Here is a 25,777-nt window from a genome sequence, read left to right as displayed (position 1 = left end):
TCTCACTCCCTCCTTATGCTCCCAGCAAAAGCGAACACTACCAGTCTCCCTTTAAGGACTTGCTCCTCCCCAACCTCGGCAACTACTTCAACCCAATATTTATTGTCTTTGCGCTTTATAACATGTCCTTCCGCCACGACTCTTTCCCCCAGACGCACCGGACGCACGAACTTGAGGCGGGTGCTCCCGGTTACGGCAACCTCAGCATCTACTACAGCAATCGCGAGCGAGTTTACCTGGGCAAAAAGGTGATGTCCTCTGGCAACTCTGGCTTTCGCCAAAACCATGCTTTCATCAATGATAAGCTCTGAGCGGGCATACTCTCCAATTCTTAATTCAAGCAAACTGCCGATAATCTCTTGCTGCCCCAAGGCTTTCAAGGTGCTGATGGACTCATGGGCAACGGCCAGGGTGCGCAGGCGCACCTCAGGGATATCTAACTTGCCGCGGTCAAGCCTGATCGTAGAAACACTCACCCCGAAGCGCTGCGCCAATTCCTCATCCGTGAGGAAAGGGTTGTGGGAGAGAGCAGATTTCAATGCATCACGCCGTTCCTGTTTGCGATAGCGGGTCAATCACATCACCAATTTCCTAATCTTTCTTGTGACCTGGTCACAATTATAAAGGATAGCGTGAGAGATTTCAAGAGAGACAAAAGAATAAAGAGCCCTCTTTTGAAGGCTCTTTAGGCTCGTTCGCGGCCACAGCGTCCGCGTCAATAGATTATTCCCCTACTTTAACAACTTCTTTGCCATCGTAGTAACCGCATGAGGGGCATACATGATGGGAAAGTTTCGGTTTATGGCATTGGGGGCATTCGATGTGGTTTGGCGCAGTCAGTTTCCACATAGCCCTCCGCTTGCGCACTCTGGATTTAGATTGACGATGTTGAGCAACACCCATATTTACACCCCCTTTAATTTCCTATCTTAATCCCAGTCACTCGGCCGGGTGCCACTTGGCCAGCTGTGCCAGGCGCGGATCAATATTCTCCTCGCCGCAGCTGCACTTCGCCTGATTAAGGTTAGTCCCGCAGTGGGAGCACAGACCCTTACATTCAGGCTTACAAACGAACTTCATCGGCAGAACCAAAACAATCTGCTCCAGGATCCGCTCTTTAAGTTCTATTTGATCTTTCTCAAACAGCAACGCATTCTCAAGCTGATCATCTGTGGCTTTGGCAGCTGAAACCCACTCATCCTCGTATTCGAGGTCAAGCGGATAACCCATCTCTTCCAGGCAGCGGCTGCAGTGCGCCCGCACCCGGGTTTGAACCCTGCCGTTTGCCAGCAGTTCCTTGCCCGTATTACTTACCCTAAGTGTAACATGTACCGGGGATTCAAAAGTGAGATCATCACCATCAAATTGAAGGGGAGGAAATTCCTCCAGCAAATCATAATTTGCGCTTGACCCTTCATCACGCAGAAGCTGGGCTACACTGACTTTCATAGACACCACCTCGATACACATAGACTATTATAGTTGGCACATTTTTCTTTGTCAAGGAAAACTCTTTGACAGTAAATCATTCGATTACTTTGATAAGTGCTTTAGTATCCAGCGCAATCATCAGTTCCTCATTAGTCGGTATGACGAGTACGCGGCAAGTTGCAGCAGCAGCGGAAATATCTACTTCTTCCCCTCTGATCTTATTCTTTTCCGGGTCGAGGAGAATTCCGAAAATATCAAGATTGTTGCAAATATCCGCGCGCATGCTTCCTGAATTCTCCCCTAGGCCGGCCGTAAAGATGACTGCGTCCACACCATTGAGAACCGCAGCATAAGCGCCAATGTATTTCTTAACATCATGGGCAAAAATCTGGAGCGCGAGTTGGGCGCGATAATTGCCCTCGGCAGCGGCATCCTCGATATCCCTAAAGTCACTGCTGACTCCGGAAACCCCGAGCACTCCGCACTTTTTATTGAGGAAGTCGTTTATTTCCTCAGAGCTGAGTTTCTCCTTTTCCATAATGAAGGCTACAATTGCCGGATCTAAGTCTCCTGAACGCGTCCCCATCATCAGCCCTTCAAGGGGAGTAAAGCCCATTGAGGTCTCTATTGATTTCCCGCCTTTAATCGCGGTAATGGAAGACCCATTGCCCAGGTGGCAGCTGATCAGCTTCAGCTCTGTCAGCGGCTTGCGCAGAAGTTTGGCGGCCCGCTGGCTCACATATTTATGCGAAGTCCCGTGAAACCCATATTTGCGGATTTTATACTTTTCATAAAGCTCATAGGGTAACCCGTATAAATAGGCATAAGGAGGCATAGTCTGGTGAAAGGCTGTGTCGAAAACTACGACTTGCGGGACTTTCGGCATTAGTTTTTGACAGGCCTCAATCCCGGCGATGTTTGGCGGGTTGTGCAAGGGAGCTAGCTCTATGCACTCCCGCAACCCCTCCAAGACCTCTTCCTCCACTATGACCGACTTGGAAAACCTTTCCCCGCCGTGAACCACTCGGTGCCCAACAGCCGCAATTTCTTCAAGCCCTGTGATCACGCCGTACTCAGGATGCACCAAGGCCTCCAGCACTAAACTTATACCCACCTTGTGATCTGGGATATCTACCTCGATGACTTTTTTTCCTATGGCGGCGGTACAGTGGGTAAGAGCTGCCCCCGGCAAGCCGATTCGCTCCACCAGCCCTTTGGCCAGGGGATTATGTGTGTCCATGTCCAGTAACTGATATTTCAACGAAGAACTGCCACAATTAATTACTAGGATCTTCAACTCGTTTACAACTCCCTTAGCCGCTTTGAGATTCGTGTTTAATCTCTCACAATATTAGTGTTTTATCGTAGTATGTATTTATTCTGTCCCTCAAGCTCGAAATAAAATCTGCTATCCCTCCTTGTTCCTTATTGAGTGTAGCATAATTTCTTTGATTTTCAATGATTTACGCAAGAATTCGCCGAATTTCAGAAGATTTAGCCAAAGCAGCCTGCCTCCCGATCTCAATCGCCTCCTGCGCCCGGTCAAACTGGAGGCTGCCAATATGCGCCACTTCCGGCTGCAGGAGAAAATCAGCACCAAGGGAGCGGCAGCGGAATACTTCTTCCTCCAAAATCTCAACTGACTGCTGCAAGATGTCCACTGCGCTTGTCAGTTTGCTTGTCAGCCCTCTTTTGACATCTACAGCCAGGATTTTGTCCGCTCCCATTTCTTTGGCGACATCGAGAGGCAGCCTGTTCGTGACTGCACCATCTACCAGCAGCCGCCCCTGATAGCGGTAAGGCTTAAAGAATCCGGGAATCGAGATGCTGGCCCGGACAGCGTGCGCCACACTCCCTTCCCGGAAAAGCACCATTTCTCCGTTTTCAATATCGGTGGCAATCACTGCGAACGGGACTTGCAATTCGGCAAAAACAGCGTCTTTCAGCAGCAGGCGCATTACTTCCAAGATTTTATCCCCTTTGACCAAACCCTCCCGCGACATTGAGAGGTCAAATAATTTCTTGGTAAACCCGGGATAAGTGAGCAGCCGTTCCACTCGGTACAGATCTAAGCCCGCCGCCCACACCGCCCCAAAAATAGCGCCTGCACTGCAGCCGGCGACAAAATCGAAATTTATCTTCTCTTCCCGCAGAACCTGTAAGACTCCCAAATGGGCAAACCCGCGGGCCCCCCCGGCTCCCAGCACCAACCCAGTTTTGCCTCCCATTTTCTTCACCTCTCTGCGAGTTTTCACTAACCTAAGCTCTATCTTCTCATGAACAATCAGCTAAAACCAAACCATCCTTCTCTTCAACTGCGTGAGGTCTAGCTTTAACGATGTTTCCATATACATCTTATGTGATTAACCTACCAGGATTCGGAGGGTGAGCATGTCCGCAGTACGTGCACTTGTACTTTTTTTCTTGGCCTTTGCCATGTTTTATTATCCGCAGGAAGTTGTAACCGCTGCCACCACAGGTCTCTCCCTCTGGTGGCGCTTTGTCCTTCCTGCGCTTTTTCCCTTTTTCATCCTGTCTGAACTGTTGATGGGACAGGGTTTTGTCCACTTCCTGGGAGTATTGCTTGAACCCCTGATGAGGCCACTCTTTCGCCTTCCGGGCAAGGCCTCCTTCGTCTTAGCTATGGCCCACACCTCAGGTATGCCCATGGGCGCGATCCTGACGGCGCGTCTGCGTCAGCGTGGGGAAATTACCAGGGAAGAAGGAGAGCGCCTACTCGCTTTCACCAGTAATCCCAGCCCTGGCTTTATGCTGGGAGCGGTCGCTGCAGGAATGCTAGGACAACCGGTTTTAGGAGCAGTTTTGGCTGGCTCTGTATACTCGGCTAATTTAATCGTTGGTTTAATCTTTCGTTTCTACCGCCCTCAAGACGTGTCCAGACCCCAAGGACAGCAAATAACACTAAGCCGCGCCTGGCAAGAAATGAAAAAAGCCCAGGAGGAAGACGCTCGCCCTCTCGGCCAGGTAATCGGTGATGCCATTACGCAAAGCGGAAAAACGATCTTAACGGTAGGGGGATTCATCGTTTTCTTCTCTGTTATTATCCACCTTCTGAGCGTTTGGCATGTCACCGATATCCTGGCCTTTCTCCTGGAGCCGCTCTTAGGCACTTTTGTGCCGGCAGCAGGGGTAAAAGCACTTTTAGAAGGATTATTAGAAACGACCATAGGCTGCAGGAGCGCAATCAGTGCCTTTCCAAACTTGAACCAACAAATCGCCGCTCTGGCTTTTGTAATGGGCTGGGGCGGGCTCTCAGTCTTTTTCCAGGTTATGAGTTTTACGAGCCTTACTGACTTGCGCTTCTCTCCCTTTGTTATCGGCCGAACCCTGCAAGGATTATTTGCCTTGATCTTAAGCCAGTTCTTGCTCAAATTGGTTGACATTCCGGCCCAGACTGCAGTTCCCGCTTCCTTTACCACCCGCGATTTTTGGCTGATGAGCTGGTACTCCCTTGAGTGGTTTGTGCTTATCCTCGCTGGGATGCTCTGTTTATCTTTATTTGCGAGGGCAATGCGGCGGGTTTAAGTATTACTCGTTAGCCGCAGGTTTGCGGCGCTCTTCTTTTACTGACTGCAGTTCTTCCCGGTTGCGGTGCAGTGCCTGGATGGTGTCATAGAGACTCACTTCAGCTTTCTGCAAGAGTTCGTCCGCGTACTGGATTGCGCCCACTTTCACCTCCCGGGCAAAAGCTTGGGCCTGCCTGGCAATATCCTCGGCATATCCTTGTGCTTGTTTTACCACTTCATTTTCTTCCGCCATTTTTTCCACGTAGTTTTTGCCCTGTTCCACCATCTTTTGCGCTTCTGTTTCCGCTTCAGTCAGGATGCGCTGTCTTTCAGCCAAAACCCATTTAGCGTTTTGCATTTCCTCCGGCAAGGCTGCCCGCACTTTATCCAGGAGCTCAAAGATGACCGTGTCATCAACCAGTACCTTCCCCGTCATCGGAATCTTCGTGCCGCGGTCAACGATTTCCTCCAGTTCATCTAAGAGGCTAAGAACATCACTTTCCATATTCATCCTCTCCTTCACTCAATAATTCCACTATAATCTTTACCATGATACTTAGTTACTCGAAGTTATCGGCTGCCTAAAATATTGCGCTGCAAGTACCAAACCTTGGTGTCTCCATACTCTCCCGTCTTGCGCAGCCCAAACTCGGGCGGAATATCTTCTAACTCCTCATCTTTAGCGGTTTCCGCGACGATTACCCCGTCAGGGCTTAAACGGCAGGGCTGAGCTAATTCTCGTACCGCACGCACCACTAAGCCGTGCTGATACGGAGGGTCGAGAAAAATAAGATCAAAGATTTGATCAGGATATGCGCGCAGGTAACGAAAAGCGTCCATCGCCATCAGCTCAACACACTCTTCTATCCCGGCGAGGATCATGTTTTCCCTAATAATCCGGAGAGCTTTCTCGTTATTTTCGACCATGACAGCGGAAGCTGCATGGCGGGAAAGCGCTTCAAAGGAAAGGTTACCGGTGCCGGCAAATAAATCAAGCACTCTGGCACCTGCTACTTTATTCCTCAAAATATTAAAGATTGCTCCTTTAACTTTATCAGCCGTGGGACGGGTAACATTCCCTTCCGGGGTTCGCAAACGGCGACCGCGCATATCTCCCGCAATGATCCGCATATGTTTATCCTCCTGGATGGTAACTACTCAGGAGACAGGAGTCAGGAGGGGAAGCTTATTCTCAGGCATTCTGAATTCTGAATTCTGACTACTGAATTCTGTATACCTAAATAGTAACCCTAGCTATATTATATCAGATTATCTGACCCATTTCGCCACCAAAAAACCCGGTGCCCCCATTTGTGCCCGTTCCAACTTAAGGGCTTCGGCCAGACCGGAAACAGTCGGCGGAAAATAGAGTGCTTTGCTGATCACCGGACTTGCGCCAACATCCCAACTCTGAATATCAGCTTCACTGTAAAAGCTAGCCTGGGCAAACACAGATTCAGGGTTATCCGCTGCTGCATGCCGATAAAGGTCGCTCCACGGGCTGTTCGCGGCTATTATTCCAATGACAAGACATCCCCCGGGGAGAAGATGCTTATATAAATCAGCCAACACTTCCTGAGGCTTGTGGATGAACTCAAACGCAGTGACAGAGAGAATTCCGTGATACTCCCCCAGTTTGGGCAAGACCTTCCTGACATCTGCCTGTATCCAGTTAACATCCCGTCCAGCCTCTTTAGCTTTAGCTCGCGCCACAGCCAGCATTTGCCCGGAAACATCGAGCGCGCTCAGGATATAACCTCTCCCAGCCAAACTGAGCGTATAATTCCCGGTTCCGCACCCGACTTCAAGTATATTGGATCCTGGAGGAGTGAATGCATTATCGATTCCTTCCCTTTCCACCTGATCTACAGCTTGCCCTAATTCACTTCTATACCAGCTGTCATAATCAGCGGCAACCCTATCAAACAAAGAATTTCGACTCACGTCTCTCTCCTCCTCAAGCACTTTTACCCAGTATATCACAAAAAATCCATTTAAGCTGTGCTCCCGGTTTTTTGAAACTTAGCCTTGAAAAATTGTATATCTTTACGAAAGGTGTTTAATACTAAACGAGCAGGCAATCTTTTTTATGATGCCTTTCCCCCATCCAGTTCTTCCTTATGTTTCTCCTCTCTGGTCACTGGTCCGCGGGCCAGTGACCTTTTTTCCAGCCAAGGAGGGAATATGTAAAATGAAAAAATCAGAGTTTTTTCGCGAGTTTAATGTATCCTTAGATTTGGTCGTTGAAGCGCACGAGATTTTGCGGGGTGAAGTCGGGGAGGAAATTCCCGGCGTCCGCATGGATGAAGAGCATTTTGAGCATGCCTTGGTGACCACTATTACCATTGAAACAGACGAAGGGGTTAAAGAAATGGGCCGCCCACGCGGGCAGTACATAACAATCGATGCCCCTGAAGTTCGCCAGAACAATTATCTGGTTCATGAGGAAATAACGGAGATCCTGGCCCGGAAACTTGTGGAACTAATGAAATTGACGGAAGAGGCCAGTATTCTGCTCGTTGGCCTCGGCAACTGGAACGCTACCCCGGATGCCCTTGGACCCCAGGTGGTTGATAAAAGCCTTGTGACCAGACATCTATTTCGGTATTCCCCGGAAGAATTGCAGGGTAAGCTGCGCAAAGTAAGTGCGATTGCACCGGGTGTTTTGGGAATAACCGGAATTGAAACAGCGGAAATTATCCGTGGCATTGTGGAACACGTAAAACCTGATCTGGTCATCGCGATTGATTCCCTGGCAGCGGGATCACTGGATAGGATCGGCACCAGCATCCAATTGGCTGATACCGGAATTCATCCTGGATCAGGAGTGGGCAACCGTCGTCTTGGGATTAATGAAGAATCCATAGGCTGCAAGGTAGTGGCGATCGGAATTCCGACAGTTGTTAACGCCGCAGTCATAGCGAGCAATACTCTTGATGCTTTAATGGAGCAACTTAAAAGCAGTCCCAGCCTCTATAAGCTTTATAAAGGGCTTAACCCCCAGGCAGTGCATACTATTATGAATGAGGTCCTCTCTCCCTATAATGAAAACTTAATGGTAACCCCGAAAGAAATTGACACTTTAATCCAAACGACTGCCAGAATTATTGCCGGCGCTTTGGGCATAAGCCTGCACCCAGGGATTGACCGGGAAGAGTATGAACGGTATCTCCAATAACAGCGAAAGAAGCTGGATCTCTCCCGCTTCTTTCGCTTCGTAATTCACTTTCCGCAAATCGCCTGTATCAAGGCTTACGTTCCCTTTTCTTAAGGGTTAGTTTCCACATTGTAAGCTGAAAATCTTTCCTTAAGTGTTAGGGAACTTTTTGTGCTTGCGGTTAGCAATCCCTATTTCCTGTGCCACCTCATACTTAAACTTCTCCAGTTCAGGTGTGAGCTTAATTTGCGTCTTATTATTGTCAGCCACTTGCTTACACCTCCTCTGTTTACGCATTCTGCGCTGTCTGCGCCTTGTGCGCCTCGCGGGCCAGTCCTTCATCGCTGCCCGTAAGTTTTATCTCATATTTCTAAAGATAGTATCAAACAAAGAGCCTTTTTTATCCCCGCAAATAAATTCCTGACAAGGAAAGTTTTTTAATGAATCCCGGCCTTGCGCGGATCATGGAAGCGCTCCATTTCCCGCCACACTGCAGGATAATTCTCCGGCTGGGCGAGCACTTTTTGGGCTGTCATATAAGCCTGCTCGACCAGCCTGCCATCATGCGCCAGGTCTGCCAGTCTAAGTTCTGTCAGTCCGTGCTGCCTTGTTCCCAAAAGTTCTCCCGGTCCGCGCAGTTTCAGATCTTCCTCGGCAATTTTGAAACCGTCCTGACTCTGGCACAGGATGTCTAAGCGCTTACTGCGGGGGGATTCAGTCATAAGAATACAGTATGACTGTTCTGTGCCGCGGCCGACCCGGCCCCGTAGCTGGTGCAACTGAGCGAGGCCGAAGCGTTCCGCTCTCTCAATGACCATTACCGTGGCGTTAGGGACATTGACCCCTACCTCGATTACAGTGGTTGAAACCAAGATGTCAATCTGCCCGGCCTGAAAATCCCGCATAATCTCTTCTTTCTCCGAACCTTTCATCCGTCCATGCAAGAGTTCCACGCGCCTGTTCGGGAACTTGGCTTTAAGATCCTGGGCTTGCTCAGTCGCAGAGACTAAGTCAAGGACTTCGGATTCCGCGACCAAAGGGCAAACAACATAAACCTGACACCCGCGCTCCATTTCTTGCGCTAAAAACTTTTCCATACTCGGCCGCGCCCGTTCTGAGAGCTTGCGGGTGATAATCGGTTTGCGCCCTGCAGGCATCTCATCTACTACTGATATCTGCAAATCTCCGTATAAAGTTAAGGCGAGTGTCCTTGGAATGGGAGTGGCTGTCATGACCAACACGTGGGGATAGGACCCTTTTTCCTGCAACAGGGAGCGCTGGCGTACCCCGAAACGATGCTGTTCATCCGTAACCGCCAAGCCCAAGGAATGAAATACGACACTTTCCTGGATTAGAGCATGAGTTCCAACCACAATCTGAGCCCGTCCCTCTGCAATGCACGCCAGGTTCTCTTCCCGTTCGGCCCGGTTGTGGCTGCCCAGCAGGGAAACGACCGTGATTCCCAAAGGGGCAAAAGCCTCTGTTAAGGACTGATAGTGCTGCCACGCCAACACTTCTGTAGGGGCCATCATTGCCCCTTGGTAGCCACAGCCTGCCGCTTTGAGCAAGGCTGCCATCGCTACCACTGTCTTGCCTGAACCGACATCACCCTGGACCAGACGCGTCATTCCCCTAGGCTGGGCCATATCCCGGAAGATTTCGCTGATCACCCGCTCTTGGGCCTTAGTAAGCTCATATGGAAGGCTGGCCCGAAATCCTTGCACCAATTCATCTCCGCCTGTCAGCACCGGGCTCTTAAATGCACGCGGAGTTTGGCGCAGGCGTGCAACCGCCAGCTGGAGAAAGAGAATTTCTTCCCAAACCAAACGGTCGCGGGCCTTGCCCAGGGAAGGAAAGCTTGAGGGAAAATGCATTTCGCGATAGGCCGCATCCCGCGCCATCCAGCCCTCGCCCAGCTCGGGTGACAGATACTCAGGAAAACACTCCTTAACCTTAGCAAGCTGACCGTGGATCAGGTTGCGCAAGACTTTGGAGGAAAGCTTGGCCGTTTCCGGATAAACTGGGAGGATGGCGGCAGGACTTACACCCCCTTCTACCTTCTCGCTGTCACTGACCATAATTTCCGGAACTTTATAGTTCCAGCGCACTTTTCCGCTTACCGCCAGGGCTGTACCGGGCGGGTATTGCTTAAGGATGTATGTTTGGTTAAACCAGACTGCATAGATTATTCTCCCCTCTTGTTCGAGGCTGAGCTTAATGACCTTGATTTTGCCCTGACTGATCTGAGCGGCTGTTACCGTGCCGATTACTGTGGCATAATCCCCATCTTTGAGGTCAGGTATAGGCCTGGGCCTTCTGTCTTCATAGCGGCGGGGAAAATGAAGAAAAAGCTCCGGTAGGGTAGTGATCCCGAGCTTAGCCAGTTGTTTCACTCTTTCCGGCCCAACCCCTTTGACATAGCGCAAGTTATTGTCTGCCAGGTTATTATCTGAATTGGGGACAGTATTACGGTTTTTTGGTGCAAAGGCTTCACTGCTTAAATGGTCTTCCCATTTTTCGATGTAAGAGCTCAGTTCAGTAATTAGTTTTCGCCGTGCACCCGGTGCCGAAGCCTGGTAAACTTCAGCAATCCGGCGCAGCACTTCCCAGTCCCCGTCCAGGGAGAGCTGTTCCAGCCTAGCTGCTAACCCCTGCAGGAACGAAGAAAAGCCCCCGAGCGCACCGGTATTGCTAAAACCGTGTCTTTCCTCAGCCCGCAGGGCTTTCTTTAAGTTATTAAAGATTAATTCCTCAGCCTTCATCAGAACCTCTTAAGAGCCTCCATATTATGTAATCATAGCAAGTTAGCCACTACCGGAAAACAGTTGTATCGGACAGCCGCCCAACAGGCTTTAGAGAAAATCCGCATGCACCCTTCTACCAGTGGGGGTAATAGCCAGGCCTCCCTGGGCAGTTTCCCTTAGGGCACAGGGCATTTGCCGCCCAACTGCCTCCATGGTGTCGATAACCTCATCCAGCGGAATGGCACTCTTGACCCCGGCCAAAGCCATTTCTGCCGCCGCCAAGGCCAACGTAGCCCCGGTTGCGTTACGTTTGACACACGGCACTTCAACCAGCCCGGCCACAGGATCACACACCAGCCCGAGCATTGATTTGAGGGCAATTGCTGCCGCATACGCGCCTGCGCGCGGAGTCCCCCCGGCCAATTCCACCGCTGCGGCCGCTGCCATCGCCGTGGCCGAACCTATTTCTGCCTGACACCCGCCTTCTGCTCCGGAAACATTGGCCCTGTCTGCTATAACTACTCCTAAGCCTGCTGCAGTAAAAAGAGCGGTTATGACATCATCTTCCGCTGCCTGGTAAACTTCTTCCACAGTAAGGAGCACTGCCGGCAGCACACCGCTCGAGCCCGCGGTCGGGGCTGCCACAATCTTACCCATGCTCGCATTCACTTCAGATACCGCCAGCGCGCGCGCGATCGCCTTAGTTACAGTATCTCCTACCAGGCTTTCTCCGCGGGCACGTCGGGCCTCAACCTTGGCCGCATCTCCCCCTACCATTCCGGAAAGGGACTTGCGCTCCCCCGTGAGCCCTATCCTTACCGAATCCCGCATCACCTGCAGATTCTCAGCCATTCGCCGACGCAGTTCTGCTTCCGTTTGTTCCAACTGTTCGCTTTGATCCAGGATTACGACCTGGCCGATTTTAAGGTTTTTCTTTTCCGCTTGATGCACCAGGTCTTCATACGCGAGCATCAGGATTCCTCCTTATTCCAACGGTTCAATAGCCATAGCCTGGAAAACACTCGGCAATTTCCTCATTAATGCCAGGGCAGCCGGTTCAATCGCCTGGTCAGTTTCCACAACTGTCAGGGCCTGAGCCCCCTTTTTCTCACGTGAAACCCGCATCTGGGCAATATTAATTTGCGCAGTAGCCAGCAGATTAGTGGCTTGAGCCACTACCCCGGGCAAATCTTGGTGCAAGAGTACCAAGGTGTGATAATCCCCCGGAATCTCGACCACAAACTGGTCGATTTCCGTGATTACGATTCTCCCACCTCCGATTGAAGACCCGGTAATCTCCATCTGGCGGCCTTCAGGGCTCTGGAGCATAAACTTCACCGTATTCGGATGAACATCCCCTAAATCTGTCTTAGCGAAGCTCACTTTGAGTCCATACTCTTCGGCAAGTTCTAATGCCCGGCTAATCCGTTCATCATCCGGCTTCATCTGCAAAAGCCCCGCCACCAGGGCGAGGTTTGTCCCGTGCCCTTTGCCCGTTTCCGCAAACGACCCGTGCAAAAGAATGTGCGCCTGGGCCAACTTCCCGTTAAAAATCTTGCGGGCCATGGCACCTAAACGCACGGCTCCAGCGGTATGGGAACTTGAAGGTCCTACCATAATGGGCCCGAGCAGGTCAAATACATTAGCCTTTCCCATGCTTCCTGGCTTCCTCCTTAGACAAAACCCTCCGGTCGATCCGGAGGGCATGAAGACTACTCTACGCCAAAAATGTAGTAATAGAGGGGCTGACCACCCGAATGGACTTCAACTTCCACGCCGGAACTTTCGCGCCGCAGCCAATCCTGCAAGCGTTGTACTTCCTGGGGTTCAACTTCTTGTCCATAAAATATAGTAACCAAATCCCGCGTCCGCCACTCCATTTTTTCTAAAGTCGCCTGGGCTACTGCCATCAGACTTGTTCCGGTAGCTACGATTTTGTCTTCCACCAAACCCAGGACATCTCCGGCCTTAATCTCAAGACTGTCCCACTGTGAATCTCTGACCGCATAGGTCACTTCCCCGGATTTAACCGCCGCCAACCCGTTTTCCATCGCCATCAGATTGTTTTCAACTTCCCCTTCAGGATCAAAGTTGATTAAGGCTGCAATTCCCTGTGGAATAGATTTGCTCGAAATTACACTGACTTCACGTTCTTTCACGACTTCCCGCACTTGGCGGGCTGCAAGCATAATATTTCCATTGTTTGGAAGGATGAAGATGTTTTTCGCTTTAACTTTCCTAACAGCCTCGGCCAGATCTTCCGTGCTCGGATTCATGGTCTGGCCGCCAAAAACCACTTCATCCACGCCCAGGCTCTTGAATATCTCTGTAATCCCATCCCCCATAGTGACGGCCACAACCCCGTTTTCTTTGTCAGGCTCCGGTGTGGCCGCACTTTCCGCAGCCGACGGCGGTTCCTTCTGAGCGTGAGCCATCGCTTCGTTCTGAGCCAGCATATTATGGATCTCCACCTCATGGAGCGCACCCCAGCGCAAGGCATAATCCAAAATCTGACCCGGGTTTTTGACATGAATGTGAATCTTAACCACTTCCGGAGTCCCAACAACGAGCAGGCTGTCTCCCCTGTCCATCAAATCCTGACGTATTTGCTTGGGATTTATATCACTGCCCTTAACCAGAAATTCAGTACAGTAAGGATATTCCAGATTTTCAACTCGGACAATGCCCTGAACTGCCGCTGCCGCAGCAAAACTTTCTGGCTGAGGAGCCTTGCCTTCGAGCACTGCAATCCAGCCGCCTAAAATAATCAGAAACCCCTGCCCGCCGGCATCAACCACTCCTGCCTGTTTCAAAGCCGGCAGGAGTTCCGGCGTTTTGGCTAAGGCCTCCTGACCTTTACGATAACCTTCTGTTAAAGTCTCTAGCGGAGTACCGCCATGTTTGGCCTTAGCGAGGGCTGCGCGTGCAGTCTCCCGGGATACCGTTAGAATCGTACCTTCGACCGGCCTCATCACTGCTTTATACGCCGTATCCACTCCTGTTTGCAAGGCCTGGGCCAATTCACCGGAAGTCACAGTCTTCAGGCCTTCAACTCCTTTGGCGATACCGCGCAAAAGCTGGGACAGGATTACCCCTGAATTACCCCGGGCCCCCATTAAAGAACCCATAGAAACAGCAGCCGCTACCTCGGACACAGAATCCCCCGCCGTCTGCTCCGCATCGCGGGCTGCAGACTGAATCGTCAGGAACATGTTGGTTCCTGTATCCCCATCGGGCACGGGAAATACATTCAGAGCATCTACTTCCTGCTTCCTTTGCTCCAAAGCTCTGGCCCCGCCGGCAACCATGTGCTTCCATTGTTGTCCGTTTATGCTGTTACCCGAGTCCGTACCTGGTATCAAACTAATCCTCCTACTCTTGTTTCGAATATGTCCTAGTCCAGGATACGCACTCCCTGCACGTTGACATTAACCTGGCTGACCTTTAGACCCGTAAAGTTCTCGGTGGTATAGCGCACCCGTTCCATCACATTGCTCGCAACTTCAGAAATTCTTACTCCATACCCGACAATAATATAAAGGTCAATGACGACTACATCCTCCTGGATAGAAACCTGAACTCCTTTGGCCAGGTTTTCCCGTCCTAATAAATCAGCAACCCCGTCTGTAATTTTCTTTTGAGAAGCCATCCCCACCAAGCCATAACATTCAATTGCAGCAGCCCCTGCAATCGTGGCGATTACTTCCTCGGAAATATCTATTTTCCCCAAATTGTTATTGATTTCCTTGCCCATTCCACGGAACCTCCCCGCTTGCGATTGTCCATCCACATTCTATCAAGTAAATTGGTATTATTCAAAGAAAAAACCACGAAAATCTTAAGATTTTATGTTTTTATAAAGAGAATCACCGTTAAGAAGCCATTAAGCCTGTTCAAAAATATTCCTGATATTCGAGGACGTAAAAACAAGAAAAATTATGGACAAAAAATAAATGACAAAACCTTGCCAAGGTCAGGATCTTTTGATAAAATACATAAGTGTCATTTCGGGTGCAAAGGAGGCGTAGAGTATGGCTAATATTTGTGCTGTATGCGGCAAAGGAGTTTCCACCGGGATGCAAGTCAGCCACTCCCATATTAGGACAAAGCGGACTTGGCAACCTAACTTGCAAAGAGTGCGCGCCCTGGTGAACGGTACTCCCACCCGGATCAGAGTTTGCACCAGATGCTTGCGGTCAGGCAAAGTTCAGCGCGCTGTTTAATTAGCAGAACGAAAAGCTCGGTATTAGCCGGGCTTTTTTTCTTTTTCACCAATTAACGACCAACTTTTAGATATTGCGACATTCTTTGTCTATATCCTCTGCAGGAATCTTGTTAAAGAAACTCGAATTATCTATAATTAAGATTAGTGGGAGGTGTAGCAATGAGGAAAATTGCCATAGTAGAAGATTTTCCGGCGATTCGTGAACTGTACAAAAATGCTCTCGAACCCATGAAGGCTGAAATTCACGAATACGCCAGCGGGTCCACAGCTGTTCAAGAGATCGCAAGTTTTGATCCTGATCTTCTCATCCTTGATCACCGCCTCCCAGACATGCACGGTTACTCCATCCTCGAACAGGTGCCTGAGATGCAGAAAATCCCCGTGCTTGTAATCTCCGGCTACCTAGAATCTCAGTACATCCCACACTATGAGGCTCTTGGAGTCAAAAACATCTTAAGCAAACCCATAAAAATCGAGACGTTAATCGAGCAAGTTTCAAGCTTACTTAAGTAATAAGTCCTTCAGTTCCTCTTCTGAAAACTGATAGTGTTCATTACAAAAATGGCAGATGCGATCAGTTCTGCTATTTCTTTTTCTCCCAGCAACACCAAGGTTTGACCGAGACGCGGCTTGGAACAGTTGCACAAAAACGTGGCCGGACGGCGTTCCAGCACTTGATAAAAGAGCGGCAACCGGTGTGGTATTAGGCAACTAATTGCACGACAAGCACATATCCTTCACTGACTTCCACAGTGGCTTCTTCGCCGAGAAAAACATTGCTTATGCCCCTTGGGGAATACTGCCATAGTAACTCGGCATTCAAAGGGTAGGCTAATCCCTCTGTACGAACAATTGCTTTTTCAGTTAAGGCAATCAGGGAAATTTCCTGTCCTACCGCTCCCTGAATGCGCTGTTTTCCATGCAAGACCCAGACCTCATGCTGCGGGTCCTTGAGTATGAGGCGCAAGCCTTGGAAGGCGGCCTTAAGCATTAAGGCCACATTACCCAAAAAATGGTCAATGCGTCCTCCACTGGCTCCGTACAGGAGAATATCTTTCTCCCCGGCCGCTCGGGCTTTCGTTATGGCGTCCTTGAGAGCCAATTCCAAATCCGTCTCATCTTTCGCCTGGGGATATTGTTCTATCTTAACTCCGGAGCGTCGGATCTCACTCAGGCCTGCTTCAGAGATAGAGTCCAGGTCCCCAATAAGCAAATCAGGCAGACGCCCGGCTGCCAAAGCCGCATCCCCGCCGCTGTCGGCACACACGAGAAAATCAACCTCTTGCAGTTGCCCCTTACCCCAAGCGGCATCCCACTCCCCGCCGGCTATCACCGCAATTTTCACAAAGCCTCTCTCCTCAAATCCTGATTCGATAGATTTACTCTCCTGTCCAGAATTCAGAATTCAGTAGTCAGTAGTCACGAACAATTACGTCTTCTGCCATACCAGTGAGTCCTCAAATGTTTACCCCGGTTCTCTTATTCTGGCTCCTGACTCCTGACTCCTAGTAGATTAACTGAGTCTCTCTAACTCGCGGTAAGCCTGCGCCGGATCAGGGGCACCAAAGACGGCCGCCCCCGCAACCAGAATGTCCGCTCCCGCTCTGATGACAGCGGGAGCGGTGCCGCTATGGATCCCACCATCAACTTCAATCTGGCACGATGGGTTCTGCACCTCCAGTTGGAGGCGCACAGCTTCTATCTTGGGCAGGACTGCCTTGATAAATTCCTGTCCCCCAAAGCCAGGGTTCACACTCATAAGCAATACCATGTCAAGATTCTCTAAGACATGAGTTAGCATGTCCGCTGGCGTGGCGGGATTCAGCGCAAGCCCGGCTGTAACCCCCAGGCCTTTAATCTGCTGAATTAGACGGTGAGCATGATGGGTCGCTTCCCAGTGCACTGTCAAATGGTCAGCTCCCGCTGCCGCAAATTCGCTGACATAGCGCTCCGGCTCCTCAATCATAAGGTGCACGTCAAAACGCATGCGAGAATGCGGGCGCAATGCCTTAACTAAAGCCGGACCGAAAGTCAAGTTAGGAACAAAATGCCCATCCATCACATCAATATGCAGAACTTGCGCCCCTGCGTCCTCAATGAGGCGCACCTGCTCGCCCAGGCGGGCAAAATCAGCGGACAATATCGAAGGTGCAATCAAGTTAGTATCTCCTCTCGGCAGCGATTACTTCCTGTAAAAAAACCTGATAATGTTCATAACGTGAAGCAGGGATTTCTCCCTGGGCCAAGGCCTCTTTGACCGCACAGTCCGGTTCTTGGTTGTGCAGGCAGCTCTTAAAGCGGCATCGCCCCAGAAAAGGTCCGAATTCCGGGAAAAAGTGCGTAAGTTCCTCCCTCTTCATGGAAGGAAGATTAAGCACGGAAAAGCCCGGCGTATCGGCAACTAAGCCTCCGCCCGCCAGCATCAGCTCCACATGCCTGGTAGTATGGCGCCCGCGTGCTAATTTACGGCTCACTTCCCCCGTTTTCAGAGATAGTCCAGGCGCGAACGCATTAAGCAAGCTCGACTTGCCCACACCGGACGGACCGGCGAGCACGGTGATCTTTCCTGCTAATTCCGTGATAACCTCAGGAATTCCGCGCTTTAATTTGTTTGAAACGGCATGAACCGTATACCCTATTTTCTTGTATACCTCAACAATGTCTTCTTGAGTTGCTGCACCCTTTTCCCATAGATCAAGCTTGGTAAATACAATGACCGGACTTACTCCGGCCTCCGCAACCTGGATTAAGAGACGGTCGAGAAGATTGAGATCCGGCTCAGGCGAAGTCAAGGCAAAGACTAGGAAAGCTTGGTCGACATTGGCAATAGACGGGCGCACGAGTGAGTTGCACCGTTCCTTTACTTTTTCAATCACAGCTTTATTATCCTTTGCTGCTTTAGTATCTGTTGCAGGTAGAATTATTACCCGGTCGCCTGGAAAGAATTCCTGATCCCGAATACGAAAGCGACCGCGCAGGGAACACTCCCATACCCGGCCTTCCGCGTACACATAATAAAACCCACCATACCCTTTGAGCAAGATTCCCTCAATCATGTTTACCCATCCCAAATTAACTCACTTTGTCTTCATATTCGATCGTTCCGTCTACTAGTATTTGCATAACTGCCGGCGGATAGTAGCGTACTCCATCAGGAACTCCCTCGGTCATCCCGACTTGGTAGCTTCCTTGCCAGACTTCGACTTGGCCCCGGGAATCATTAATCTTGATGGCTACGTTATGCGTCTTGCCGTCATTGGGCACTGCATGCAGCAGATTTGCGAGGAGCATCCTCTGATCAAGCTCGCGCGCCATTGGACCCGGGCCTCCCGAAATCACCATTGTCACCTGGCTTCCCTGCTGTACGGATTCATTAGCCTTAGGCGTAGTGCTGATCACCACATCACGCGGATACGTGTTGGACGGCTCGCTGTTAACCACTACGTCGTTGAGCTTGTTATCCTGCAAAATCTTGCGCGCCTCAGCGGCACCCACGCCCACGACATTGGGCATGCTAATCGTCTGCAAGAGCGGACCTCCGCTAACGACCAGGTGAATTGGCCCGCTTTTCGCCCACGGTGTTTTAGGCGCAGGATCCTGTTCCACCACCATCCCCTCAGGAATATCCAGGCCTGGACGGGTTTCAATCGTCGGCTCAGCCGTAAAGCCAAAATTTTGCAGGTTAGTGAGTGCGTTGTCTTTAGATACAGGCGGGTTAATAAGGTCGGGGAACACTGCCATGTCCGGGCCCTTGCTCACAACGACCGTTACTTCCTTGCCCTCTTTCAGACTTGAGCCTGAAGCCGGAATCTGCCGAATAACCTTACCTTTTTCCATCTTATCATTAAACTCTTCGGCAGGATTAGGAGCTAGCACGAGCTTAGCAGCTTGCAGGGCCTTGCCTGCATCGGGCACGTTCAAGCCTTCCAGAGGAGGCACCGTCGTACTCGCCCCCACCACATAGTTGCGGGCCCACAGTCCTGTGCCGCCCAAGAGGATGAGCACAGCCCCCAGCACAACTGCCCAAATCCAGCGCTTATTCCATTTTTTCTTCGGGCGCGGTGTGTCAGCTTTGGAAGCTTCCGCAATTTCCTTGCTTAAAGATTTGTGCACGATCGTGGCACCAATATCATAAATCTCTTTGGGCTTAGACCACTCTACCGGTAATCCGGCTTGGACCCGATCGAGATCCTTGAGCAGTTCCCTTGCTGTAGGATAACGGGTGTCAGGAGATTTGGCCACTGCCCGCATAATTACATTTTCAAGTTCTTGCCCGATGCGCGGATTAAGTTTACTCGGAGGAACAGCTTCCTCCTGTAGGTGCTTTAAGGCGATAGCGATCGGAGTCTCACCGTCATATGGGACTTTACCCGTTACCAGTTCATAGAGAATAATACCCAAAGAGTAAATGTCAGATTGCTCATTAGTCTGAACCCCTTTGGCCTGTTCCGGAGATAAATAATGAACTGAACCCACGATATTTCCGGTATGCGTAACCGTGGCCGACGATACTGCCCGGGCAATCCCGAAATCCGTTACCTTAACTTTGCCTTCCGCTGTAACCAGAATATTCTGGGGCTTAATATCACGATGAATGATGTGATGCTCATGAGCATGGTGAATTGCTTCCCCTATTTGTTTGGCAATGAGAATTGCCTGCTCTGGGGACAGAGGAGCATAATTGCGGATGATTTCTTTCAGATTGCGCCCCTCAATATATTCCATCACGATATACTCAATATCCCCATCTTTGCCAACATCATAAATTGAAACGATATTAGAATGGGACAGGCTGGCTGCAGACTGGGCTTCACGCCGGAAACGGCGCAGGAATTCCTCGTCACTCCCGAATTGCTCACGTAAAACTTTGATCGTGACAATCCGGTTAAGCAGCACGTCCTTCGCTTTATAGACCACTGCCATGCCACCGGTGCCGATTTGTTCCAGAACTTCGTAACGGCCGCCAAATACTTTACTCACCTCTATCACCTGCCTTCTGATAATGCTTGCGCGATCATAGCCTGGGCTATTGGAGCTGCTGCTCCTCCTCCGGTGCCCCCATGTTCCACTAACACCGCCACAGCGATGCGGGGCTTGTCCGCCGGAGCAAAAGCAATGTACCAGGCATGAGTGGAAACATCCCCGCCCGGTTCCGCTGACCCGGTCTTAGCCGCTACCTGCACATTGGGCAGAGCCCCGGGAACGGCCGTACCGTCATTAACAGCGGTAATCATCGCGCTTGTAACTTTGTCCGCTTCCTCGCGGGACAAGGCGGTCAGCCACGGGCGCGCCTGATTTTTATACAAGATGTTCTGCTCGCTGTCCAAGACCCTCTCCACTAGGTGTGGAGCCATGATTACTCCTCCGTTGGCTATCCCTGAGGTAATTAAGGCCATGTGAAACGGGCTTACCAAAACCTCACCCTGACCAAACGTACTGGCAGCCAGCACGTTGCGGTCAAGCCGTTTCGGCACGCTTGCTGCGTTCGTTATCTGGCTGGGCGGAATATACAGTTCAAACGGGATCTGCTGCCCGAAGCCGAATCCCTTGGCAGCCGCCAGAAATTTTTCTTCCCCGGCTTGCACACCATATGTAGCAAAATAGGTGTTGCAGGAATCAGCCAAGGCCATGTTGAAGTTAACCCAGCCATGCGCCCGGTCGTTCTGTTCCCGGATAACCTGACCGTTGATGACCGTGGAACCGGTGCAATTATAAAGATCTGTAACATTCAGACTAGAGCGCAGGAGAGCTGCCGAGGTCACAACTTTCATAGCCGACCCCGGCGGAAATAGGGCAAAAGCATGGTTAAGCAGGGGGCCGTTTTTGCTCTTGGAGATTGCACTCCAATCTTCTTCTAACTTATTGGGGTTGAAACTCGGCTGGCTTACCAGAGCCAGCACCGCCCCCGTGCGCGGGTCGAGGGCCACCGCGGCCCCGACCTTGCCCTTAAGTCCTTCATAGGCAGTTTGCTGCAGACGGGAATCCAGGGTAAGAACCACATCATCTCCCGCACGGGGGAGGTCAAACGTATGCTGCAATTCCTGCGTGGGTGTTGCGCTCTTGATGCCCAAAAGCCAGTCTGCCAGGCCCGCTTCAAGGCCAGTTGACCCGTGGGTGACCGTTGCATACCCGAGCAAAGGTTCAAAAGTCTCCCCCTTGGGGTAAATGCGCTCAGATTTTCCGTTATTCTTTTTAGTTTGCGCTAATACTTCGCCATTTCTATCGAAAATTCCTCCCCTTTGCACCCTGCCTTCCATCATTACCAAACGGCGGTTAGCAGGATTATGCAAGAGGGCATCCGACTTAACTACCTGCCAGTAAACCAGACCTAAGCTGAGCAAGATGAAGCTCAAGGCAAATCCCAAGGCCACTTGGCGCAAACCTCTCATCATGCAGCATACTCCCTCCTCGGAGAGCGCGGTGCGCCGACGGCCGCTGTCTCAGAAATGTTGGCCAATAGCCCTAGAAGCAGAAAATGAGTTAAAAGTGAACTCCCGCCATAACTGACCCAAGGGAGCGGAATTCCGGTCAAAGGCAAGAGCTTGGTTACCCCCAAGAGAATAATCAGGGTCTCTGTGGCAATCAAAATTCCAATTCCAGCAGCCAGAATCTGTCCAAATTGGTCCCTGGCACCGAGACTGATCACAAAGGCACGCATGACTACCACCAAGAACAGACTCAAGAGAGCCATCGCCCCGGCAAACCCCAGTTCTTCGGCGATCACGGCAAAAATAAAATCCGTACTGACAGAGGGCACTGTAAACGCCCCGATGCCATTTCCTAAACCCGTACCCAAAACCTGACCCCCACCAATCGCAAACAACGACTGAGCAATCTGGAACCCGTTACCGGATACGTCCTGCCAGGGGTCAAGCCAGACAGCAACCCGGCGTTGCACATGCCCAAACAAAAAGTATCCTAAAGAGCCTGTAAGCACAAGAATAGGGAGAGAAAGTCCCAGATACAGGGGTCTCTCAGTCACAACGTAAATGAGCAAGGCAAAGAGGGTATAAAAGACCAAAGCCGTGCCCAGACTCTTCTGCGCAGCCAAAAGCCCCAAGGAGATTCCGGCCATGACCACGAACGGTCCTAATGTCCGGATGTCAGGCACAGAAAAGCGCCCCACCTGGACCGTGCCGATACTGAGAAGTTCCTTGTGCTCTCCCAGATACGAAGCGAGGAAGAGGAGGGCAACAACCTTTACTAATTCCTCCGGTTCGACGGTTAGACCTCCTATTTGAAGCCAACTGGTAGCGCCGCCTTTGGTCACCCCGAGTAGAAGAGTAAGGAGCAGGAGCCCGACAGCCGCCAATCCCCACAAATAGGTAAGATGGCTCAGGCGCCGGTAATCGCGCAAAACCCAGACCATTCCATAAAAGACGAACAAGCCTAAATTAGCCCATAGAAATTGGCGCAAGGCTGTTTCCGGACTGATTCTCACTAGGAACACGAGCCCGAGCGCGAGAATGCCTTCAACAGCGGGGAGAATAAAAGGATCCCCGCGGTAGTGCAGCAGGTACTCGAGTAAACTGCCGACCACCAGCAAAAACGAAAAAATTCCCGCCTGCCACAGAATGTCGGGGTTGACTTTACCCTCGAGTTTGAGAATTCCGAGGCCAACCCAGAGAATGGCCAGGATAATTATCCGGAGTGTCAATCGATACATAAAATCACTCCACGATGCAGCAGAGAGCCGTAAAATTATCCGGCGCTCCCCGCTCCAATACTAATTGCCTCAAATTCTCCAAGTGTTCCTCCCACGAACTATCTTCTACAAACTCCTGCCCGATTTCCTCTTCAGCTAAGACACTGGAAAAACCATCAGTGCATAGAAGAAAGACATCATTAGGCTTTGCTTCCAGGCTGAGGCAGTCGACCTGAATATCTTCGGCCGCTCCGATCGCCCGAATCAGGACATGGCGGCGCGGATGTTTTTCCGCTTCTTCGGCAGAAATCTGCCCCAGTCGTACCAGTTCCCCTACCAGGGAGTGATCATCAGTAAGGCGCTTAAGTTCCTCACTCCGCCACAGATACGCCCTGCTATCCCCCACATGAGCGATAACAGCGAAGGAACCGCGCACAAAAAGCACGGTTAAAGTGGTACCCATCCCTTCAGTCTCCGGCAAACGGCTGGAGGATTCATACACCACCTCATTGGCCCGGATCAGAGCTGCCTTGATCCATGGTTCCACCTCTTCTTCACCAAGATCGGCAAGTTCAGGAACCATGCGTTCCAGTTCTTTAAGAGCGGTGCGTGCGGCCACCTCCCCGGCCAAATGCCCACCCATGCCGTCCGCAACTGCATAGAGACCGTATTCTGACAAGGCTAGGTAGGCATCTTCATTATTTTTGCGCACATACCCTGTTTCGCTGAAACTAAGAATTCTCATGTTGCCACCTCGAATATTGGAAAGTAATACTTCCAATTTTCACATAGTCTCCTACAACGAGCTGCACCGGAGAATTAATGCGCTCCCCGTTCACCCAAGTTCCATTGGTGCTGCCCAAATCTTCGACGAAACTCTTCCCTTTGTACTGGCGAAAATAGGCATGATCGATTGAAGCAAAATGGTCGGGAATTACGATGTCATTGTTTTTCCCGCGTCCGATGCGGATCCCTTTGCTGTCAACGCGAAAAGTTTTCCCCCGCGGCAAGTTCTCCGCGCCGGTAAGTACTTCAAGGCGGCCAAACTCCCGCTCCGGGCGGCTAAAAAAGCCTTTGACCTGGAGGTCTGCCAGCAGCGCCGTCAACACTCTAAAAAGAAAAAGATAAATTAGGGCAACAAATACAAGCCGCCCGATTACTGAAATAATTTGCATAAAACCACCTTCAAGCAGTTCTGCGCTTAATCATCATGACTGTCTGTCCGATCTGGATGCGGTCCCCCGGTGCCACCGCTTCCAGGGTAATCCTTTGGCTGTTGACCCAAGTGCCATTTGTGCTCCCGAGATCGTCAAGCATCCACCCCTGTTCCCCCTGGGTAAGCGTCACATGGCGGCGGGACACCTCCGGGTCAGACAACATCAGTTCGCACTGGGCATGCCTGCCTATGTAGAGCGTACCCCGAGCCAGCGGGAAAATCTTTCCTGCATCCGATCCTTCAATAATTTCGAGAAAGTAGTCTGAATTCCTGCCGCTGTCCTCTGCAAGCTGAAAGTTTGTCTTGACCGGATTCTTCAAAACATTCGTCCTTTCCGGCCAATTCGATTCATCTGCGGCCTCGTCCGCATCATCATCCCACTTCATGTCGACAGAATCGTCAAAATCGACTTCAATAAACATTTCCCGCGCTTTCACTGTATCATCAGCATGGAGTTCAATCGCCGGCTTAGTCAGAAAGGTGAACCCTGAGCGCTCCCCCTCTTTATAAACATATTTCGAGAGTTCAATTAGGAAAGCATCTCCGAAGCTGGCTAAAGGCCCCCAGTCTCCCGAATGAAGAAAGACGCGGTAAACATTGGGCACATACACCCGTGAGACGCTGACTTGCTTATGTTTAAACATGGCTTTTACCAATTCCTTGGCTATTTCCACAGGCTGAAGCCGACTGATATTCTTTTTGAACGGACCGGTGAACAAGCGCTCGGCAACCTCTTCAAACCGTGCCAACAGACTCATAAGCTATGATTCACCCTCCCACTGTCGACGAAGTTGACCACAAGCTGCGTCAATATCCGTACCCCTTTCCTCACGCACGGTTACGGTAATTCCGTTTCCTTCCAACAATTCGGCAAAAGTCTTTAACTCCGACTGCAGAGGGCGCTTCATTCCCGCTTCCGCCACCGGATTCACCGGAATTAAATTAACGTGCCCCAGCTGTCCTTTAAGCAGAGCGGCCAATTTTTCCGCATGTGCCCGCGTAGCCGTGTCTTCGGTCAACGCGACCTCAAAGGTAATACGGCGGTTGGTAAGTTCTGAATACTCACGGCAGGCTCCCAAGAGCTCCTTAAGCGGGTAGCGGCGGTTCATCGGCACTAAGGCATCCCGAAGCTCATCACTGGCCGCATGGAGAGACACCGCCAACCCTACTTGCGGGTTAGCGCGAGCCAAGTCCCGAATTTTGGGGGCGACCCCGCTGGTCGAGATGGTCATGCGACGCATCCCGATATTTTGCCCTTTGGGATGATTTAAGAGGGCGATAGCTTGTAAGAGGTTGTCGTAGTTGAGCAGGGGTTCTCCCATACCCATAAAGACGACATTGGTGATGTTAAATTCCGGGTCTTCCCGGCGCAGGTGACAGACAATGTCGAGCACCTGACCTACGATTTCCCCGACCGACAAGTTGCGCCTGAACCCTCCGAGGCCGGTGGCGCAAAAAGCGCAGCCCACCGCACACCCTACCTGAGTTGAGACACAGACCGTGCGCCGATCGCGGGCATGCCTCCGTTCATAATCCATAAGGACACACTCGATCGTTTCCCCATCATGCAGGCGGAATAAATATTTGCGCGTGCCGTCCTGAGACCGTTGCTCCCGCACTCGTTCCAAAGGGTGAAAGTCTAAACTTTCCGCAAGCTGCAAACGCTCCTGAGCAGGGATGTTTTTCATCTCGTCCCAGGTTTGCACTGCTTTTCCCTGAACCCACTGGAATAGCTGGCCGGCCCGGAACCTTTTCAGTCCGAGGCCGATGGAAACTTCAGTTAACTCTTCCTCTGCGAGGGCGCGTAATTCCAATCTTTTCATAGTATTCAC

Annotated in this window: 29 protein-coding genes; 4 read left to right on the top strand and 25 right to left on the bottom strand. The window is 51.0% G+C overall.

Going from position 1 to position 25,777, the window contains the following annotated elements; translation table 11 throughout:
- Positions 1 to 2: 2 nt before the first annotated feature.
- The 5 genes from fapR to ACYQ2N_RS15795 form a co-directional block, all read right to left on the bottom strand.
- On the bottom strand, positions 3 to 575 hold the full coding sequence (gene fapR, locus ACYQ2N_RS15815) for a transcription factor FapR (RefSeq protein ID WP_460000256.1): 573 nt from the start codon (positions 573 to 575) through the stop codon (positions 3 to 5).
- 148 nt (positions 576 to 723) lie between these two features.
- On the bottom strand, positions 724 to 903 hold the full coding sequence (rpmF, locus tag ACYQ2N_RS15810; RefSeq protein ID WP_460000254.1) for a 50S ribosomal protein L32: 180 nt from the start codon (positions 901 to 903) through the stop codon (positions 724 to 726).
- A gap of 36 nt (positions 904 to 939) precedes the next feature.
- Positions 940 to 1,449 carry a YceD family protein gene (locus tag ACYQ2N_RS15805; protein WP_460000252.1) on the bottom strand — a complete coding sequence of 170 codons (510 nt, stop codon included), beginning with the start codon at positions 1,447 to 1,449 and terminating at the stop codon, positions 940 to 942.
- Between the two features lie 76 nt (positions 1,450 to 1,525).
- Positions 1,526 to 2,728 (bottom strand): acetate/propionate family kinase, encoded by a 1,203-nt coding sequence (locus ACYQ2N_RS15800; protein ID WP_460000251.1) that lies wholly within the window; start codon positions 2,726 to 2,728, stop codon positions 1,526 to 1,528.
- Between the two features lie 166 nt (positions 2,729 to 2,894).
- Positions 2,895 to 3,659 (bottom strand): patatin-like phospholipase family protein, encoded by a 765-nt coding sequence (locus ACYQ2N_RS15795; protein WP_460000249.1) that lies wholly within the window; start codon positions 3,657 to 3,659, stop codon positions 2,895 to 2,897.
- Positions 3,660 to 3,822: 163 nt separating this feature from the next.
- On the opposite strand from ACYQ2N_RS15795, the gene ylbJ reads away from it, so the two are divergent.
- The gene (gene ylbJ / locus ACYQ2N_RS15790; protein ID WP_460000248.1) at positions 3,823 to 4,977 is read left to right on the top strand and encodes a sporulation integral membrane protein YlbJ; all 1,155 of its coding nucleotides are present in this window, start codon (positions 3,823 to 3,825) and stop codon (positions 4,975 to 4,977) included.
- A 3-nt stretch (positions 4,978 to 4,980) separates the two neighbouring features.
- Here ylbJ and ACYQ2N_RS15785 read toward each other — a convergent pair whose 3' ends face one another.
- The 3 genes from ACYQ2N_RS15785 to ACYQ2N_RS15775 form a co-directional block, all read right to left on the bottom strand.
- Entirely contained in the window at positions 4,981 to 5,463 is a 483-nt protein-coding gene (locus ACYQ2N_RS15785) for an ATPase (RefSeq protein WP_460000247.1), read from the bottom strand.
- Positions 5,464 to 5,528: 65 nt separating this feature from the next.
- Entirely contained in the window at positions 5,529 to 6,107 is a 579-nt protein-coding gene (rsmD, locus tag ACYQ2N_RS15780) for a 16S rRNA (guanine(966)-N(2))-methyltransferase RsmD (protein ID WP_460000560.1), read from the bottom strand.
- 120 nt (positions 6,108 to 6,227) lie between these two features.
- On the bottom strand, positions 6,228 to 6,902 hold the full coding sequence (locus ACYQ2N_RS15775; RefSeq protein WP_460000246.1) for a class I SAM-dependent methyltransferase: 675 nt from the start codon (positions 6,900 to 6,902) through the stop codon (positions 6,228 to 6,230).
- A gap of 247 nt (positions 6,903 to 7,149) precedes the next feature.
- Here ACYQ2N_RS15775 and gpr point away from each other — a divergent pair, with 247 nt between their 5' ends.
- Entirely contained in the window at positions 7,150 to 8,136 is a 987-nt protein-coding gene (gene gpr, locus ACYQ2N_RS15770; protein ID WP_460000244.1) for a GPR endopeptidase, read from the top strand.
- A gap of 129 nt (positions 8,137 to 8,265) precedes the next feature.
- Here gpr and ACYQ2N_RS15765 read toward each other — a convergent pair whose 3' ends face one another.
- The 6 genes from ACYQ2N_RS15765 to ACYQ2N_RS15740 form a co-directional block, all read right to left on the bottom strand.
- Positions 8,266 to 8,385, bottom strand: coding sequence for a small, acid-soluble spore protein, alpha/beta type (locus ACYQ2N_RS15765; protein WP_460000243.1), 120 nt, complete (start codon positions 8,383 to 8,385; stop codon positions 8,266 to 8,268).
- 167 nt (positions 8,386 to 8,552) lie between these two features.
- Positions 8,553 to 10,877, bottom strand: coding sequence for an ATP-dependent DNA helicase RecG (gene recG, locus ACYQ2N_RS15760; protein ID WP_460000242.1), 2,325 nt, complete (start codon positions 10,875 to 10,877; stop codon positions 8,553 to 8,555).
- Between the two features lie 90 nt (positions 10,878 to 10,967).
- The gene (sdaAA, locus tag ACYQ2N_RS15755; RefSeq protein ID WP_460000241.1) at positions 10,968 to 11,831 is read right to left on the bottom strand and encodes an L-serine ammonia-lyase, iron-sulfur-dependent, subunit alpha; all 864 of its coding nucleotides are present in this window, start codon (positions 11,829 to 11,831) and stop codon (positions 10,968 to 10,970) included.
- Between the two features lie 12 nt (positions 11,832 to 11,843).
- Entirely contained in the window at positions 11,844 to 12,515 is a 672-nt protein-coding gene (gene sdaAB, locus ACYQ2N_RS15750) for an L-serine ammonia-lyase, iron-sulfur-dependent subunit beta (RefSeq protein ID WP_460000240.1), read from the bottom strand.
- 56 nt (positions 12,516 to 12,571) lie between these two features.
- Positions 12,572 to 14,167 carry a DAK2 domain-containing protein gene (locus tag ACYQ2N_RS15745; protein ID WP_460000559.1) on the bottom strand — a complete coding sequence of 532 codons (1,596 nt, stop codon included), beginning with the start codon at positions 14,165 to 14,167 and terminating at the stop codon, positions 12,572 to 12,574.
- Between the two features lie 86 nt (positions 14,168 to 14,253).
- The gene (locus ACYQ2N_RS15740) at positions 14,254 to 14,613 is read right to left on the bottom strand and encodes an Asp23/Gls24 family envelope stress response protein (RefSeq protein WP_460000239.1); all 360 of its coding nucleotides are present in this window, start codon (positions 14,611 to 14,613) and stop codon (positions 14,254 to 14,256) included.
- Between the two features lie 277 nt (positions 14,614 to 14,890).
- Here ACYQ2N_RS15740 and rpmB point away from each other — a divergent pair, with 277 nt between their 5' ends.
- Both rpmB and ACYQ2N_RS15730 read left to right on the top strand, forming a co-directional pair.
- Complete coding sequence (rpmB, locus tag ACYQ2N_RS15735) at positions 14,891 to 15,082, top strand: 50S ribosomal protein L28 (RefSeq protein ID WP_460000237.1); 192 nt, start codon at positions 14,891 to 14,893, stop codon at positions 15,080 to 15,082.
- A 161-nt stretch (positions 15,083 to 15,243) separates the two neighbouring features.
- Entirely contained in the window at positions 15,244 to 15,597 is a 354-nt protein-coding gene (locus tag ACYQ2N_RS15730) for a response regulator (RefSeq protein WP_460000236.1), read from the top strand.
- An 8-nt stretch (positions 15,598 to 15,605) separates the two neighbouring features.
- On the opposite strand, the gene ACYQ2N_RS15725 is transcribed toward ACYQ2N_RS15730, so the two are convergent.
- From ACYQ2N_RS15725 to rlmN, 11 genes are all read right to left on the bottom strand, one after another.
- Entirely contained in the window at positions 15,606 to 15,758 is a 153-nt protein-coding gene (locus ACYQ2N_RS15725) for an Hsp33 family molecular chaperone HslO (RefSeq protein WP_460000235.1), read from the bottom strand.
- 29 nt (positions 15,759 to 15,787) lie between these two features.
- Positions 15,788 to 16,429 (bottom strand): thiamine diphosphokinase, encoded by a 642-nt coding sequence (locus tag ACYQ2N_RS15720; protein WP_460000233.1) that lies wholly within the window; start codon positions 16,427 to 16,429, stop codon positions 15,788 to 15,790.
- A gap of 168 nt (positions 16,430 to 16,597) precedes the next feature.
- Positions 16,598 to 17,242: a ribulose-phosphate 3-epimerase gene (rpe, locus tag ACYQ2N_RS15715; protein WP_460000232.1), complete on the bottom strand. Its 645-nt coding sequence runs from the start codon at positions 17,240 to 17,242 to the stop codon at positions 16,598 to 16,600.
- Between the two features lies 1 nt (position 17,243).
- Positions 17,244 to 18,140 (bottom strand): ribosome small subunit-dependent GTPase A, encoded by an 897-nt coding sequence (gene rsgA, locus ACYQ2N_RS15710; protein WP_460000231.1) that lies wholly within the window; start codon positions 18,138 to 18,140, stop codon positions 17,244 to 17,246.
- A gap of 16 nt (positions 18,141 to 18,156) precedes the next feature.
- Complete coding sequence (gene pknB, locus ACYQ2N_RS15705) at positions 18,157 to 20,064, bottom strand: Stk1 family PASTA domain-containing Ser/Thr kinase (protein ID WP_460000229.1); 1,908 nt, start codon at positions 20,062 to 20,064, stop codon at positions 18,157 to 18,159.
- 5 nt (positions 20,065 to 20,069) lie between these two features.
- The gene (locus tag ACYQ2N_RS15700) at positions 20,070 to 21,476 is read right to left on the bottom strand and encodes a peptidoglycan D,D-transpeptidase FtsI family protein (protein WP_460000228.1); all 1,407 of its coding nucleotides are present in this window, start codon (positions 21,474 to 21,476) and stop codon (positions 20,070 to 20,072) included.
- Complete coding sequence (locus ACYQ2N_RS15695; RefSeq protein WP_460000226.1) at positions 21,473 to 22,750, bottom strand: FtsW/RodA/SpoVE family cell cycle protein; 1,278 nt, start codon at positions 22,748 to 22,750, stop codon at positions 21,473 to 21,475. Before ACYQ2N_RS15695 ends, ACYQ2N_RS15700 begins: the two co-directional genes overlap by 4 nt.
- Positions 22,751 to 22,754: 4 nt before the next feature.
- A complete protein-coding gene (locus tag ACYQ2N_RS15690; protein WP_460000224.1) occupies positions 22,755 to 23,474 on the bottom strand; it encodes a Stp1/IreP family PP2C-type Ser/Thr phosphatase in 720 nt (239 codons plus the stop codon).
- Entirely contained in the window at positions 23,461 to 23,904 is a 444-nt protein-coding gene (locus tag ACYQ2N_RS15685; protein ID WP_460000223.1) for an FHA domain-containing protein, read from the bottom strand. Before ACYQ2N_RS15685 ends, ACYQ2N_RS15690 begins: the two co-directional genes overlap by 14 nt.
- Before the next feature lie 10 nt (positions 23,905 to 23,914).
- The gene (locus ACYQ2N_RS15680; RefSeq protein WP_460000221.1) at positions 23,915 to 24,703 is read right to left on the bottom strand and encodes an FhaA domain-containing protein; all 789 of its coding nucleotides are present in this window, start codon (positions 24,701 to 24,703) and stop codon (positions 23,915 to 23,917) included.
- Between the two features lie 3 nt (positions 24,704 to 24,706).
- Entirely contained in the window at positions 24,707 to 25,777 is a 1,071-nt protein-coding gene (gene rlmN, locus ACYQ2N_RS15675) for a dual-specificity RNA methyltransferase RlmN (protein WP_460000220.1), read from the bottom strand.

This window comes from Paradesulfitobacterium aromaticivorans, from assembly GCF_054657415.1.
Note: the sequence above shows the minus strand (reverse complement) of the source record. Positions and strands in the feature narration are given on the sequence as shown.

Bases quoted from the DNA above. Each gene is read 5' to 3' on its own strand.
- rpmF (WP_460000254.1), bottom strand. From the start codon at position 903: ATGGGTGTTGCTCAACATCGTCAATCTAAATCCAGAGTGCGCAAGCGG.
- ACYQ2N_RS15805 (WP_460000252.1), bottom strand. From the start codon at position 1,449: ATGAAAGTCAGTGTAGCCCAGCTTCTGCGTGATGAAGGGTCAAGCGCA.
- ACYQ2N_RS15795 (WP_460000249.1), bottom strand. From the start codon at position 3,659: ATGGGAGGCAAAACTGGGTTGGTGCTGGGAGCCGGGGGGGCCCGCGGG.
- ylbJ (WP_460000248.1), top strand. From the start codon at position 3,823: ATGTCCGCAGTACGTGCACTTGTACTTTTTTTCTTGGCCTTTGCCATG.
- ACYQ2N_RS15785 (WP_460000247.1), bottom strand. From the start codon at position 5,463: ATGGAAAGTGATGTTCTTAGCCTCTTAGATGAACTGGAGGAAATCGTT.
- gpr (WP_460000244.1), top strand. From the start codon at position 7,150: ATGAAAAAATCAGAGTTTTTTCGCGAGTTTAATGTATCCTTAGATTTG.
- recG (WP_460000242.1), bottom strand. From the start codon at position 10,877: ATGAAGGCTGAGGAATTAATCTTTAATAACTTAAAGAAAGCCCTGCGG.
- sdaAA (WP_460000241.1), bottom strand. From the start codon at position 11,831: ATGCTCGCGTATGAAGACCTGGTGCATCAAGCGGAAAAGAAAAACCTT.
- sdaAB (WP_460000240.1), bottom strand. From the start codon at position 12,515: ATGGGAAAGGCTAATGTATTTGACCTGCTCGGGCCCATTATGGTAGGA.
- ACYQ2N_RS15745 (WP_460000559.1), bottom strand. From the start codon at position 14,167: ATGGTTGCCGGCGGGGCCAGAGCTTTGGAGCAAAGGAAGCAGGAAGTA.
- ACYQ2N_RS15740 (WP_460000239.1), bottom strand. From the start codon at position 14,613: ATGGGCAAGGAAATCAATAACAATTTGGGGAAAATAGATATTTCCGAG.
- rpmB (WP_460000237.1), top strand. From the start codon at position 14,891: ATGGCTAATATTTGTGCTGTATGCGGCAAAGGAGTTTCCACCGGGATG.
- ACYQ2N_RS15730 (WP_460000236.1), top strand. From the start codon at position 15,244: ATGAGGAAAATTGCCATAGTAGAAGATTTTCCGGCGATTCGTGAACTG.
- rsgA (WP_460000231.1), bottom strand. From the start codon at position 18,140: ATGATTGAGGGAATCTTGCTCAAAGGGTATGGTGGGTTTTATTATGTG.
- ACYQ2N_RS15700 (WP_460000228.1), bottom strand. From the start codon at position 21,476: ATGATGAGAGGTTTGCGCCAAGTGGCCTTGGGATTTGCCTTGAGCTTC.
- ACYQ2N_RS15695 (WP_460000226.1), bottom strand. From the start codon at position 22,750: ATGTATCGATTGACACTCCGGATAATTATCCTGGCCATTCTCTGGGTT.
- ACYQ2N_RS15690 (WP_460000224.1), bottom strand. From the start codon at position 23,474: ATGAGAATTCTTAGTTTCAGCGAAACAGGGTATGTGCGCAAAAATAAT.
- ACYQ2N_RS15685 (WP_460000223.1), bottom strand. From the start codon at position 23,904: ATGCAAATTATTTCAGTAATCGGGCGGCTTGTATTTGTTGCCCTAATT.
- ACYQ2N_RS15680 (WP_460000221.1), bottom strand. From the start codon at position 24,703: ATGAGTCTGTTGGCACGGTTTGAAGAGGTTGCCGAGCGCTTGTTCACC.